This is a genomic window from Mycobacterium marinum (assembly GCF_003391395.1).
GTDB lineage: Bacteria > Actinomycetota > Actinomycetes > Mycobacteriales > Mycobacteriaceae > Mycobacterium > Mycobacterium marinum.
Map to the genome: position 1 here is coordinate 2,569,117 of NZ_CP024190.1, position 13,696 is coordinate 2,582,812.

11 protein-coding genes and 1 pseudogene are annotated in these 13,696 nt (G+C 65.1%); 10 read left to right on the forward strand and 2 right to left on the reverse strand.

The window, feature by feature from the left end:
- Positions 1-88: 88 nt before the first annotated feature.
- The 6 genes and pseudogenes from CCUG20998_RS10900 (at position 89) to CCUG20998_RS10925 (ending at position 5,737) form a co-directional block, all read left to right on the forward strand.
- Complete coding sequence (locus CCUG20998_RS10900; protein WP_020728607.1) at positions 89-2,068, forward strand: heavy metal translocating P-type ATPase; 1,980 nt, start codon at positions 89-91, stop codon at positions 2,066-2,068.
- A 94-nt stretch (positions 2,069-2,162) separates the two neighbouring features.
- Positions 2,163-2,519: a thioredoxin family protein gene (locus CCUG20998_RS10905; RefSeq protein WP_020728608.1), complete on the forward strand. Its 357-nt coding sequence runs from the start codon at positions 2,163-2,165 to the stop codon at positions 2,517-2,519.
- A gap of 65 nt (positions 2,520-2,584) precedes the next feature.
- The gene (gene trxA, locus CCUG20998_RS10910) at positions 2,585-2,914 is read left to right on the forward strand and encodes a thioredoxin (protein WP_020724990.1); all 330 of its coding nucleotides are present in this window, start codon (positions 2,585-2,587) and stop codon (positions 2,912-2,914) included.
- Between the two features lie 72 nt (positions 2,915-2,986).
- A pseudogene (locus tag CCUG20998_RS10915) lies at positions 2,987-3,808 on the forward strand (enoyl-CoA hydratase); the annotation flags it as partial.
- A gap of 24 nt (positions 3,809-3,832) precedes the next feature.
- Positions 3,833-5,461, forward strand: coding sequence for an ABC-F family ATP-binding cassette domain-containing protein (locus CCUG20998_RS10920; RefSeq protein WP_020728610.1), 1,629 nt, complete (start codon positions 3,833-3,835; stop codon positions 5,459-5,461).
- 84 nt (positions 5,462-5,545) lie between these two features.
- Positions 5,546-5,737 (forward strand): helix-turn-helix domain-containing protein, encoded by a 192-nt coding sequence (locus CCUG20998_RS10925; protein WP_011739624.1) that lies wholly within the window; start codon positions 5,546-5,548, stop codon positions 5,735-5,737.
- 1 nt (position 5,738) lies between these two features.
- On the opposite strand, the gene CCUG20998_RS10930 is transcribed toward CCUG20998_RS10925, so the two are convergent.
- Together CCUG20998_RS10930 and CCUG20998_RS10935 are read right to left on the reverse strand one after the other, a co-directional pair.
- Positions 5,739-6,302, reverse strand: a complete 564-nt coding sequence (locus CCUG20998_RS10930) for a TetR/AcrR family transcriptional regulator (RefSeq protein ID WP_011739625.1) — start codon at positions 6,300-6,302, stop codon at positions 5,739-5,741.
- A gap of 9 nt (positions 6,303-6,311) precedes the next feature.
- Complete coding sequence (locus CCUG20998_RS10935; protein ID WP_099052635.1) at positions 6,312-9,131, reverse strand: aconitate hydratase; 2,820 nt, start codon at positions 9,129-9,131, stop codon at positions 6,312-6,314.
- Positions 9,132-9,433: 302 nt separating this feature from the next.
- On the opposite strand from CCUG20998_RS10935, the gene CCUG20998_RS10940 reads away from it, so the two are divergent.
- From CCUG20998_RS10940 to moxR1, 4 genes are all read left to right on the forward strand, one after another.
- Positions 9,434-9,985: an Rv1476 family membrane protein gene (locus tag CCUG20998_RS10940; RefSeq protein ID WP_020728612.1), complete on the forward strand. Its 552-nt coding sequence runs from the start codon at positions 9,434-9,436 to the stop codon at positions 9,983-9,985.
- 231 nt (positions 9,986-10,216) lie between these two features.
- On the forward strand, positions 10,217-11,626 hold the full coding sequence (gene ripA, locus CCUG20998_RS10945; protein ID WP_036455576.1) for an NlpC/P60 family peptidoglycan endopeptidase RipA: 1,410 nt from the start codon (positions 10,217-10,219) through the stop codon (positions 11,624-11,626).
- A 25-nt stretch (positions 11,627-11,651) separates the two neighbouring features.
- Positions 11,652-12,371 carry an NlpC/P60 family peptidoglycan endopeptidase RipB gene (gene ripB / locus CCUG20998_RS10950; protein ID WP_011739629.1) on the forward strand — a complete coding sequence of 240 codons (720 nt, stop codon included), beginning with the start codon at positions 11,652-11,654 and terminating at the stop codon, positions 12,369-12,371.
- 198 nt (positions 12,372-12,569) lie between these two features.
- Positions 12,570-13,685 carry a chaperone MoxR1 gene (gene moxR1 / locus CCUG20998_RS10955; protein ID WP_011739630.1) on the forward strand — a complete coding sequence of 372 codons (1,116 nt, stop codon included), beginning with the start codon at positions 12,570-12,572 and terminating at the stop codon, positions 13,683-13,685.
- Positions 13,686-13,696 lie beyond the last annotated feature (11 nt).

Below are 13,696 nucleotides of genomic sequence, written 5' to 3' on the forward strand. Positions count from 1 at the left end.
CAATGCAATCGAGATTTTCCCGGGTTCTCGGCGTCCCTAGACTCGGTTCATCCTGACGAACTCCCACCCCCTCTGTGAGGCCGCCGGAATGACTTTGACCGCGTTTGAAGTGAGTGCTGCCGAGGCTTCGTCAGATCGGTTGGATCGCATTCCAAGTACCAGCGTTCGACCGTTGACTTGGCGTGCCGCGCTGTGGTCGGTCATGTCGGTGCGTTGGGCGGGATTCGCGCTGGCGCTGTTCTTGACCGGGCTGGTGGCCCAGCTCAACGGCGCTGCGCAGCCGGTCTGGTGGACGCTGTATCTGGCCTGTTATCTGGCCGGTGGGTGGGGTTCGGCCTGGGCTGGCGCTCAGGCGCTGCGGAATCGGGCCCTGGACGTGGATCTGCTGATGATCGTGGCCGCGATCGGAGCCGTGGCAATCGGGCAGATCTTCGATGGGGCGCTGTTGATCGTGATCTTCGCGACCTCCGGCGCACTCGATGATGTCGCGACCAAGCACACCGCTGACTCGGTCAAAGGGTTGTTAGACCTGGCGCCGGAGCAGGCAACGGTCTTCGATGTCGATGGCAACGAGCAGGTGGTGGCGGCCAGTGAGTTGGTGGTCGGCGATCGGGTCGTGGTGCGTCCGGGCGAGCGCATACCGGCCGACGGTGCGGTGCTGTCGGGATGCTCCGAAGTCGACCAACGCTCTATCACCGGCGAGTCTATGCCGGCTGCCAAGGGCCGTGGTGATGAGGTGTTCGCCGGCACCGTCAACGGCTCGGGGGTCTTGCAGTTGCTGGTCACCCGCGATCCGTCGCAAACGGTAGTAGCCCGCATCGTCGAGCTGGTGTCCGAAGCTTCGGCGACCAAGGCCAAAACTCAACTGTTCATTGAAAAGATCGAACAGCGCTACTCCATAGGTGTAGTCATCGCCACCCTTGCGCTAATCGCCATTCCGCTGATGTTGGGTGTCCCGGTGCAGGTGGTTTTGTTGCGCGCGATGACATTTATGATCGTTGCCTCCCCGTGCGCAGTTGTGCTGGCGACCATGCCGCCGTTGCTTTCGGCGATCGCCAATGCCGGCCGGCACGGAGTGCTGGTCAAATCCGCGATTGTCGTGGAGCACCTTGCCGACACCGGAGTGGTCGCTTTGGACAAGACCGGAACATTGACATTTGGGCTGCCGCAATTGGCCATCGTCGAGCCGCTTAGTGCCGATGTCGGTATCAAGAAACTGCTTCAATTGGCAGCTGCCGCAGAACAATCCAGCGAGCATCCGTTGGGACGGGCGATCGTGGAGGAGGTGCGTCGGCGCGGTGTCACCATCCCGGGGGCCGAGGACTTCCGCGCCCTGCCCGGTCGCGGAGTCCGGGCCAGCGTCGGCCGTGATTTTGTCGAGGTGTGCAGCCCGCACAGCTATCGGGGCGCCCCGCTGCCCGAACTCGCCCCGATCCTGGAGGCTGGTGCCACCGCGGCCATCGTCTTGCGTAACGGCGTCGCCATCGGGGTGCTCGGACTCACCGACCAGGTTCGTGCGGATGCGGCACCGTCGGTTGCGGCCCTGACTGCCTTGACCTCGGCTCCGCCGGTGCTACTCACCGGCGACAACCCATGCGCGGCCCAACGAGTCGCACAGCACGCCGGGATCACCGATGTCCGCGCCGCACTGCTGCCCGAGCAGAAGGTCGAAGCCGTTCAGGCGCTGCAGGCCGGCGGTCATCGGGTGCTCGTTGTCGGCGACGGTGTCAACGACGCGCCCGCCATGGCTGCGGCGCACACATCGGTCGCCATGGGTGCCGGCGCGGATCTGACGTTGCAGACGGCCGACGGCGTCACGGTGCGCGACGAACTGCACACCATTCCGACCCTCATCGGACTGGCTCGTCAAGCCCGCCGTGTTGTCATCGCCAATCTGTTCATTGCGGGAACCTTCATCAGTGTGCTGGTGTTGTGGGATCTGTTCGGGCAGTTGCCGCTACCGCTGGGGGTAGCGGGTCACGAAGGGTCCACCGTGCTGGTGGCGCTGAACGGCATGCGGCTGCTGACCAACCGGTCCTGGCGAGCTGCGGCATCGCCGGTGCGTTAGGCGCTGGTGAGCCAAGCGGTCAAAGCGGACAAATCCGCGGTTGCCCGCGACGTAGGCTCGATGCCGGACCGACGCGCGATGGGTTAGGAAGCCAGTGGCCACCGAAGATCTGACGGCAGCGAACTTCAAGCGGACCGTCCACGGAAACGACAGTGTGTTGGTCTATGTGTGGGCGCCGCTGTGCGCACCGTGCGACGTTTTCGCTCCGACCTACGAGGGGTCCTCGGACAAGCACCCCGACATCGTGCACGGCAAGGTCAACTTTGAGACCGAGCAGGAGCTGGTCTCCGCCGCGGCGGTCAAACACCTGCCCACGCTGATGGCGTTCAAGAAGGGCAAGCTGGTGTTCAAACAAGCCGGCATAGCCAACCCCGCGGTCATGGACGATCTGGTGCGGCACCTACGGGAGTACCGGATCGAGCCGGCGGTAGCCCAGAAGGGCCTGCTCTAGCCCCGCTTGCGTTCGCCGCAGGCTCGACCGGAACAAACCCGCCTCACCGCGGCGTTGTGGCTGATATGGCTACCCAAGACTTGACAGCTGCAAAGTTCAGCGAAACCGTCAACGACAACGACATGGTGCTCGTCGACTTCTGGGCTTCCTGGTGCGGCCCGTGTCGCGCGTTCGCACCCACGTTCCAGGCGTCCTCGGAGGCTCACCCCGACGTCGTGTATGCCAAGGTTGACACCGAGGCCGAGCAGGAGCTGGCCGCGGCCGCTCAGATCCGGTCCATTCCTACGCTGATGGCCTTCAAGAAGGGCAAGCTGCTGTTCAACCAACCCGGCGCGCTGCCCGCGGCGGCTCTCGAGGACCTGGTGCAACAGCTCAAGTCCTACGAAGTCGTCTAACGGTGGTTTAACAGCCGGCCAGCCCCGGTGCGCTGATGGCGGCATTACGCGCGGTGCTATGGCCCTACGCGATACCGTTCACGGGTGTCTTTGGTCCTGTTAGAGCACCCGCGTCCAGACATTGCGCTGGTTACCCTCAACCGGCCCGAGCGGATGAACTCCATGGCCTTCGACGTCATGGTGCCGCTCAAGGAGGTGCTCGAGGAGGTCAGCTACGACAACTCGGTGCGGGTGGTGGTGCTGACCGGGGCTGGCCGGGGTTTCTCGTCTGGCGCTGATCACAAGTCAGCGGGCGCCGTTCCGAACGTTGGGGGATTGACCCGGCCGACATACGCGCTGCGGTCGATGGAGCTGCTCGACGAAGTCATCCTGATGCTCCGGCGTTTGCATCAGCCGGTGATCGCCGCGGTCAACGGGCCGGCCATCGGTGGGGGACTGTGCCTGGCGTTGGCCGCCGATGTCCGGGTGGCCGCGGCCAGCGCGTACTTCCGGGCCGCCGGCATCAACAATGGGCTGACCGCCAGCGAGCTGGGCCTGAGTTACTTGTTGCCCAGGGCCATCGGGTCCTCGCGCGCCTTCGAGATCATGTTGACCGGCCGCGATGTCACCGCGGAGGAAGCCGAGCGAATTGGTCTGGTGTCCTGCCGGGTGCCCGATGGCCAGCTACTGGACACCTGTTACGCGATCGCGGCACGAATGGCGGCCTTCTCCAGGCCGGGAATTGAGTTGACCAAACGCACACTGTGGAGTGGACTAGACGCCGCTAGCCTGGAGGGGCACATGCAGGCCGAGGGGCTGGGCCAGCTCTTCGTCCGCCTGCTGACCGCAAACTTTGAAGAAGCGGTGGCCGCACGCGCCGAGAAGCGGCCGGCGGTTTTCACCGATGACAAGTAACACCACAACGCAGGGAGAGAGATCGTGATCACGGCCACGGACCTGGAGGTCCGCGCTGGCGCGCGTATCCTGCTCTCGCCTGACGGCCCGGACTTGCGGGTGCAACCTGGCGATCGGATCGGTCTGGTCGGCCGCAACGGAGCGGGCAAGACGACAACCTTGCGCATCCTGGCGGGCGAGAGCGAACCGTACGCCGGTTCGGTCACCCGATCCGGTGAAATCGGATACCTGCCACAGGATCCGAAAGAGGGCGACCTCGAAGTGCTGGCTCGCGATCGAGTGCTGTCGGCCCGCGGCCTGGACGTGTTGCTCACCGACCTGGAGAAACAGCAGGCACTGATGGCCGAGGTGGCCGATGACGCTGCCCGCGACCGCGCCATCCGCCGCTACGGCCAGCTCGAGGAGCGGTTCGTGGCGCTGGGCGGTTACGGCGCCGAAAGCGAAGCCAGCCGCATCTGCGCCAGTCTCGGCCTGCCCGAACGGGTGCTCACCCAGCAGCTACGTACCTTGTCCGGGGGCCAGCGCCGCCGGGTGGAGCTGGCCCGCATCTTGTTCGCGGCATCGGACACCGGCGCGGGTTCGTCCACCGTTTTGCTGCTCGATGAGCCGACCAACCATCTCGACGCGGATTCGGTTGGCTGGCTCCGCGATTTCCTGCGAGCGCATACCGGTGGGCTGATCATCATCAGCCACAATGTGGAGCTGCTCGCCGATGTCGTCAACCGGGTGTGGTTCCTGGACGCCGTTCGGGGCGAGGTCGACGTCTACAACATGGGCTGGCACAAGTACCTCGATGCCCGCGCTACCGACGAGCAACGTCGCCGCCGGGAACGCGCCAACGCCGAACGTAAGGCCACCGCGCTGCGGACCCAGGCTGCCAAGATGGGCGCCAAGGCGACCAAAGCTGTTGCCGCCCAGAACATGTTGCGCCGGGCGGACCGGATGATGGCCGCGCTCGATGAGGAACGTGTGGCCGACAAGGTGGCCCGAATCAAGTTCCCCACTCCGGCCGCCTGCGGCCGGGTGCCGCTGGTGGTCAAGGGGCTGAGCAAGACCTACGGGTCGCTGGAAGTGTTCACCGGCGTCGACTTGGCGATCGACCGGGGGTCGCGGGTGGTCGTGCTCGGTCTCAACGGTGCCGGTAAGACCACGCTGCTGCGCTTGTTGGCCGGTGTGGAGCACCCCGATACCGGCGGGCTGGAACCTGGACATGGTTTGCGGATCGGCTATTTCGCGCAGGAGCATGACACGCTCGACAACGACGCGACTGTTTGGGAGAACATTCGCCACGCCGCACCCGAATCCGGCGAGCAGGAGTTGCGCGGGCTATTGGGTGCGTTCATGTTCACCGGTCCGCAGCTCGACCAACCGGCCGGCACGCTCTCCGGTGGGGAAAAGACCCGGTTGGCGCTGGCCGGCCTGGTGGCCTCCACCGCGAACGTCCTGCTGCTCGACGAACCGACCAACAATCTCGATCCCGCCTCGCGCGAGCAGGTCCTCGATGCGCTGCGCAGCTATCAGGGCGCGGTGGTGCTGGTGACACACGACCCCGGTGCGGCCGAGGCGCTCGACCCCCAGCGCGTGGTGCTGCTGCCCGACGCGACCGAGGACTACTGGTCCGACGAGTACCGGGACCTCATCGAGCTGGCCTGAATAGCCCCAGGCGATTTCGTCCAAAGTCGCCCTTTGGCGGCAGCGGGTTTCTACGCTAGGTGCCGGGGAGCGATGGAGGTGCCCATGCGAAAGTCAAAGAAGACGCGCGATCAGCTGCTGGATGAGTTGCGCCACGCCTACGAAGCCGGTGCCAGCATTCGCAATCTGGCTGCCAACACCGGCCGCTCGTACGGATCCGTTCACAGCATGCTGCGGGAATCCGGTACCACGATGCGCAGCCGCGGCGGGCCCAATCACCGTTCCCGGCCGCGCTAAATCAGCTGCGGCGCAACGAGTTCTCCACCAAGTCGAGAACGTCGGTGAGCCGTTGCGGATCCTCCCCGGATGCCAGTCGTGCAACCAGCCCGTCGAGAACCAGGTCCAGGTAGCACTGCAACACTTCGTTGGGAACGTCGTCGCGCACCCTGTTGGCCTGCTTCTGGCGACGTAGCCGATCGGTGGTCGCGGCCGCCAGCTCGGCGGAGCGCTCCGCCCACCCGCGGCTGAACTCCGGGTCGTTGCGCAGCTTGCGGGCGATCTCTAGCCGGGTGGCCAGCCAGTCGAACTGCTCTGGCGCGGCCAGCATGTCACGCATCACCTGGATGAGGCCTTCGCGGGATGCGACATCGGCCATCCGCTCGGCATCCTCATGTGCCAGCGCGAAAAACAGTGCGTCCTTGTCCCGGAAGTGGTGGAAGATCGCACCGCGCGACATGCCGATCGCCTGTTCCAGACGCCGGACCGTGGCCTTGTCGTAGCCGTACTCGGCAAAGCAACGGCGAGCGCCGTCGAGGATCTGGCGGCGGCGGGCCGCCAGATGGTCCTCGCTGACCTTGGGCACGGTTCGGGGCTAGCCCGACTTCAGCATGTTGCGCAGCACGTACTGCAGGATGCCGCCGTTGCGGTAGTAGTCGGCCTCACCCGGAGTGTCAATGCGCACCACCGCGTCGAACTCGATCGGGTCGGCACCGTCCTTGGTGGCCTTCACATGCACCGTCTTGGGCGTCTTGCCGGAGTTGAGCTCTTCAATACCGGTGACGTCGAAGGTCTCGGTGCCATCCAGGCCGAGCGACGATGCCGACTGCCCCGTGGGGAACTGCAGCGGAATGACGCCCATGCCGATCAAGTTGGAGCGGTGGATGCGCTCGAACGACTCGGCGATCACCACCCGCACGCCCAGCAGCAGCGTTCCCTTGGCCGCCCAGTCGCGAGACGAACCGGAACCATATTCCTTGCCGCCCAGCACCACCAGCGGAATGTTCTGTGCCGCATAGTTTTGCGCCGCGTCGTAGATGAAGGCCTGCGGCGCGCCATCCTGGGTGAAGTCGCGGGTGTAGCCGCCGGAGACATCGTCGAGCAACTGGTTGCGCAACCGGATGTTGGCGAACGTGCCGCGAATCATCACCTCGTGGTTTCCGCGTCGTGACCCGAAGGAGTTGTAGTCCTTGCGCGCCACGCCGTGCTCGTCGAGGTACTGGGCGGCCGGGGTGCCCGGCTTGATCGCGCCGGCGGGGGAGATGTGGTCGGTGGTCACCGAGTCGCCAAGCAACGCGAGCACCCGCGCGCCGGTGATGTCACTGACCGGAGCGGGGGCAGCGGCCATCCCCTCGAAGTACGGTGGCTTGCGCACGTAGGTCGAGCTCTGGTCCCAGTCAAAGGTGTTGCCGCTGGGGGTGGGCAGGTTGCGCCAGCGCTCGTCACCTTTGAACACGTCGGCGTAGTTCTTGGTGAACATCTCCTGGTTGATCGCCGAGGCGATGGTGTCGGCGACGTCTTGCTGTGACGGCCAGATGTCACGCAAGAAGACGTCTTTGTCTTCCTTGTCGGTGCCCAGCGGCTGGTTCTCGAAGTCGAAGTCCATGGTGCCGGCCAGCGCATAGGCGACGACCAACGGCGGCGAGGCCAGGTAGTTCATCTTGACGTCGGGGTTGATCCGGCCCTCGAAGTTCCGGTTGCCCGACAGCACCGCGGCCACCGAGAGGTCGTTGTCGTTGACGGCCTTCGAGATCTCTTCGGGCAGCGGCCCGGAGTTGCCGATGCACGTGGTGCAGCCGTAGCCGACCAGGTAGAAGCCCAACTTCTCCAGGTACGGCCACAACCCGGCCTTGTCGTAGTAGTCGTTGACCACCTGAGATCCGGGCGCCATGGTGGTCTTCACCCATGGCTTGGAGGTCAGCCCCTTGTCGACGGCGTTGCGGGCCAGCAGCGCGGCGCCCAGCATCACCTCGGGATTGGAGGTGTTGGTGCAGGAGGTGATTGCGGCGATCACCACCGCGCCGTGGTCGAGCACGAACTCGCCGAGTTCGTCGGAGCGCACCCGCACGGGCTTGCTCACCCGGCCATCGGCGTGCGCGGCCGCGGAGTGGACGGCGGCGACATCGTCGTTGGCGAAGGTCAGTTGCCCGGGGTCGCTGGCCGGGAAGGTTTCCTCTACTACCTCGTCTAGTTTCGAGTGTTGGTCGTGTGCGGAGGAGTCGTCGCTGACGTAGTGAGTGATCTGTTCGCGGAAGGTGCCTTTGGCCTCGGACAAGACGATTCGGTCTTGCGGGCGCTTGGGCCCGGCGATGGACGGCACCACGTCGGACAGGTTGAGTTCGAGGTACTCGGAGAACACCGGCTCGTGCTTGGGGTCGTGCCACATGCCCTGTTCCTTGGCGTAGGCCGCAACCAGCGCCACCTGCTCAGCGGAGCGACCGGTCAACTCGAGGTATTTGATGGTCTCCTCGTCGATCGGGAAAATTGCTGCGGTGGAACCGAATTCGGGGCTCATGTTGCCCAGCGTGGCGCGGTTGGCCAATGGCACCGCGGCCACGCCCTCGCCGTAGAACTCGACGAACTTGCCGACGACGCCGTGCTTGCGCAGCATCTCGGTGACGGTGAGCACCACGTCGGTGGCCGTGACGCCGGGCTGGATCTCGCCGGTCAGCTTGAACCCGACCACCCGCGGGATCAGCATCGACACCGGCTGGCCGAGCATCGCCGCCTCGGCTTCGATGCCGCCCACGCCCCAGCCCAGCACGCCGAGGCCGTTGACCATGGTGGTGTGCGAGTCGGTGCCCACGCAGGTGTCGGGATATGCCACGCCGTCACGGTCCATCACCACGCTGGCCAAGTATTCGATGTTGACCTGGTGCACGATGCCGGTGCCGGGAGGTACCACTTTGAAGTCGTCGAAAGAGCCTTGCCCCCAGCGCAAGAACTGGTAGCGCTCGCCGTTGCGCTGGTATTCGATCTCGACGTTGCGCTCGAAGGCGTCGGCCCGACCGAACAGGTCGGCGATCACTGAGTGGTCGATCACCAGGTCGGCGGGGGCCAGCGGGTTGACCTTGTCGGGCTGGCCGCCGAGATCTCCGATGGCTTCACGCATGGTTGCCAGGTCGACGATGCACGGCACCCCGGTGAAGTCCTGCATCACAACGCGGGCGGGGGTGTACTGGATTTCGATGCTGGGTTCCGCTTGCGGGTCCCAGTTCGCAATGGCCTCGATGTGATCCTTGGTGATGTTGCTGCCGTCCTCGTTGCGCAGCAGGTTCTCGGCGAGCACTTTGAGGCTGTAGGGAAGCTTTTTGGTGTTTGGGACGGCGTCGAGACGATAGATCTGGTAACTCTTGTCGCCGACCTCGAGGGTGTTGCGGGCTCCGAACGAGTTCACAGAATCTTTGCTGGTCACATCAACTCCCAAGGATTAAATTCTCCCGCCAACGGGCCGTGTCGACGGGGCTTCAAATGCGCAAAGCAACATTAACAGTACGCTTGTCCTGCATTGCGTTGGCACTCGCACTGTCAGTCTTGTCGCGCGGGGCGCGTGGCGGAACCCCATTTTTCGACTCGACCGCGGGAGGTGGCCCCACGACCTGCCTACTGTCAGGCTAGGGTGGCCGCGGTAGCCGGAATTCACCCGGGTGTGACGGCATCATCCGGCCGTCCGGCGCGCGAGCCGAACCCGTGGGCCAACGCGGCAGAAAGGACGTCATGAGCGGACCAGAAACTATCCCGTTTCTGCCGGCCTACATCCCGCAGGACGTCGACATGGCGGCGGTCAAGGCCGAGGTCGCCGCGATCGGCGTCAGCGCTCCACCCGAGGCACTGCCCGGACTGGTCGAGGTGGTCAGCCAAGCGCAGCACGACGGAATAAATCTCAAGATCGTGCTGATCGACCACAACCCTCCCAACGACACCCCGCTGCGGGACATCGCGACCGTCGTCGGCGCCGACTACCCGGATGTGACGGTGCTGGCGCTGAGCCCGAGCTATGTCGGCAGCTACAGCAAGGAGTTCCCTCGCGTCACCCTGGAGGCGGGGGAGGACCATTCCAAGACGGGCAACGCCGTCCAGTCCGCACAGAACTTTTTGAACGAGCTCGATACACCCGAGTTTCCCTGGACCGGGTTGACAATCTTTTTGCTGATTGGGGTGCTCGCGGCAGCGGTCGGAACCCGGTTCATGCAGCTGCGCGCCAGGCGATCAGCAACCTCCCCCGAGGTTGCCCAAGCGGTGGCCGAGCCGGCTGACCCAGGGGTTTAGCCAGCTAGAAGGGCATTTCTGGCATTTGCGCGGATCTACTCCGTCTGCCGGTGGCAAACGCGCTAGATAACCGTTCGGTCACATTAAATGCACGTAGCGGGCGCACTTTGTGACATACGTTTCCTTTGCGTCAAGTGTGACGTACGGTGCGAATGGTGATTGTGATGTTTTTGGCGCTTTCCGTACCAACAGGCGCCGTCCGTCCGGTTTAAGCCATAGGAGACCTGACCAATGAGACGGACCCGCCGTAGCTCAGCTTCGAGATCGGCAGCAAGACTTGTCCGACCGGCCATTCCCTCGGTGGTCAGTGTTGCCCTGCTGGTAACGGTTCCAGCGGTGGCCAATGCTGATTCCCGAACCGACTCCATCGCCGCGCTGATCGCCGACGTCGCACGGGCGAACCAGCGGCTGGACGACCTGAGCGCCACCGTTGAGCTCGAGCAGGAGGGCGTCAACAAGGCGATGGTCGCCGTGGAGACGGCCCGGGATGAGGCCGCCGCCGCCGAGCACGAACTCGAGGCCAGTCAGCAAGCGGTCAAAGATGCCAATGCGGCCATCGCCGCGGCCCAGCACCGGTTCGATAGGTTCGCGGCCGCCACCTATATGAATGGCCCGTCGGACAGCTACCTGACCGCGACCAGTCCCGACGAAATCATCGCGGCGGCGACCGCCGCCAAGACCCTGGCCGCGAGTGCGCAGACCGTCATGGCGAATCTGGAGCGGGCACGGACCCGGCAGGTCAACAAGGAATCGGCCTCGCGGCTGGCCAAGCAGAAGGCCGACAAGGCCGCCGAGGACGCCAAGACCAGCCAGGACGCGGCCGTGACGGCGCTCACCGATACCCAACGCAAGTTCGACCAACAGCGCGAGGAAGTCAATCGCCTGGCCGCCGAACGCGATGAAGCGGAAGCCAAGCTGCAGGCCGCCAGGCTGGTTGCCTGGTCCTCGGCTGGTGCAGAAGGTCCGCAGCCGGGGGCGATGTGGGATCCCGGGGCAAGACCGGGCAACGGGCGCCGGTGGGACGGCTGGGACCCCACGCTACCTCAGATACCCAGTGCCAACATCCCCGGCGACCCGATCGCCGTGGTTAACCAGGTGCTGGGCATCTCGGCAACATCTGCGCAGGTCACGGCCAACATGGGGCGAAACTTCCTGCAGCAGTTGGGCATCCTCAAGCCCACCGACACCGGAATCACCAACGCCGCAACGGGCGCTACCCGGATTCCGCGGGTCTATGGGCGACAGGCCTCCGAATACGTGATCCGTCGCGGAATGGCGCAGATCGGAGTGCCCTACTCCTGGGGCGGCGGTAATGCTGCGGGACCCAGTAAAGGAATCGACTCCGGGGCGGGTATCACCGGCTTCGACTGTTCGGGCCTGGTGCTCTACTCGTTCGCCGGGGTGGGAATCAAGCTGCCGCACTACTCGGGTTCGCAGTACAACCTGGGCCGCAAGATCCCAACCTCGCAGATGCGCCGCGGCGACGTCATCTTCTACGGACCCGGCGGCAGCCAGCACGTCACCCTTTATCTGGGCAACGGTCAGATGCTCGAAGCCCCCGACATCGGGTTGAAAGTACGGGTTGCGCCGGTGCGCACCAGCGGCATGACGCCCTTCGTGGTCCGCTACATCGAGTACTAGCACGATGAGTAGTTATCGAGGTCCCATGCGATACAAGCGATTTCGCCTACTCGGTTTGGCCTGGATAACCCTGGCGGTGGCAGCCCTGATGGTCGTGGTGTCAGCACCGGCTGACGCCGATCCGGGCGGATGGGATCCCACCTTGCCGGCGACCGCCAGCGCGGGTGCACCCGGGGACGCGCTTGCCATGGCAAATGCTTCGCTGCAGGCCACCGCCCAGGCCACCCAGACCACTTTGGACTTGGGCCGGCAGTTTCTCGGCGGGCTCGGGATCAATCTGGGCGGTAGTCCCGCGCCCAGTGCGGCCAATACCGGAGCAAACCGGATTCCGCGGGTTTACGGCCGGCAGGCGCTCGAGTACGTGATCCGTCGGGGCGGATCGCAGATGGGGGTCCCGTATTCCTGGGGCGGCGGCAGCCTGCAGGGCCCCAGCAAGGGCGTCGACTCCGGTGCCAACACCGTCGGTTTCGACTGCTCGGGTTTGATGCGTTACGCCTTTGCCGGGGTGGGCGTGCTGATCCCGCGCTATTCCGGTGACCAGTACAACGCCGGCCGGCATATTTCTCCTGATCAGGCGCGGCGCGGCGACCTGATCTTCTACGGCCCGGGGGGCAGCCAGCACGTGACCATGTATCTGGGCAACGGCCAAATGCTGGAGGCATCCGGAAGCGCGGGCAAAGTCACGGTGAGCCCGGTGCGCAAGGCCGGCATGACCCCCTTCGTGACTAGGATCATCGAGTACTGAGTCAGGTGTGCCGCCCGGTTAGCGGGCCCGGGCGCCTGAGGCGGAGCGGGGCGTGGTGCGCCGGTTACGGTTGCCGGTCGGCAACCGCGGCGTCGACGGAATCCAGGAGGCCTGGAATAGTTGAACGCGGGCACGTCGCTGCCCCGCGAATTTAGTCGTGTCAGCAGTCGTGTCTGATCGAGCGGTGGAGGGTTGTTGATGACATCAGCAGGTGGCGGTTACTCGGGTCCGGGTGGGCATTCGGCCCCACCGGCCCATGAGGCGCCTTCGGGTGGCCCGGACGGGCTGGCCGCCGAGGTACACACCCTCGAGCGGGCAATTTTCGAGGTCAAGCGGATCATCGTCGGCCAGGACCAGCTGGTGGAGCGGATGCTGGTCGGCCTGCTGGCCAAAGGGCATGTGCTGCTCGAGGGTGTTCCCGGGGTAGCCAAGACGCTGGCGGTGGAGACCTTCGCCCGAGTGGTCGGCGGGTCGTTCGCGCGTATCCAGTTCACGCCCGACCTGGTGCCGACCGACATCGTCGGTACCCGTATCTACCGGCAGGGCAAGGAGGAGTTCGACACCGAACTGGGCCCCGTGGTGGCCAACTTCCTGCTTGCCGACGAGATCAACCGGGCGCCGGCGAAGGTCCAGTCGGCTCTGCTGGAGGTCATGGCCGAGCGGCACGTGTCGATCGGCGGGAAGACTTTCCCGATGCCCAACCCCTTCCTGGTGATGGCGACCCAGAACCCGATCGAGCAGGAGGGTGTCTACCCGCTGCCCGAGGCGCAGCGCGACCGCTTCCTGTTCAAGATCAACGTCGGTTACCCGACGCCCGAGGAAGAGCGGGAGATCATCTACCGGATGGGCGTCACCCCGCCGCAGCCCAAGCAAATCCTGGGCACCGGTGACCTACTGCGGCTCCAGGACATCGCCGCCAACAACTTCGTACACCACGCTTTGGTCGACTACGTCGTCCGCGTGGTGATGGCAACGCGACAGCCCGAGCAGCTGGGCATGAACGATGTCAAGACCTGGATCGCGTTCGGGGCTTCACCGCGCGCGTCGCTGGGCATCATCGCCGCGTCCCGGGCGCTGGCGCTGGTCCGGGGCCGCGATTACGTGATCCCGCAAGACATTATCGAGGTGGTTCCCGACGTGCTGCGGCACCGCCTGGTGCTGACCTACGACGCACTCGCCGACGAGATTTCGCCTGAGATCGTGATCAACCGCGTCCTGCAGACGGTTGCCCTGCCGCAGGTGAATGCGGTACCGCAGCAAGGTCATTCGGTGCCACCGGTGATGCAGGCCGCCGCGGCGGCTGGCGGTCGGTGAGCGATTCGGTC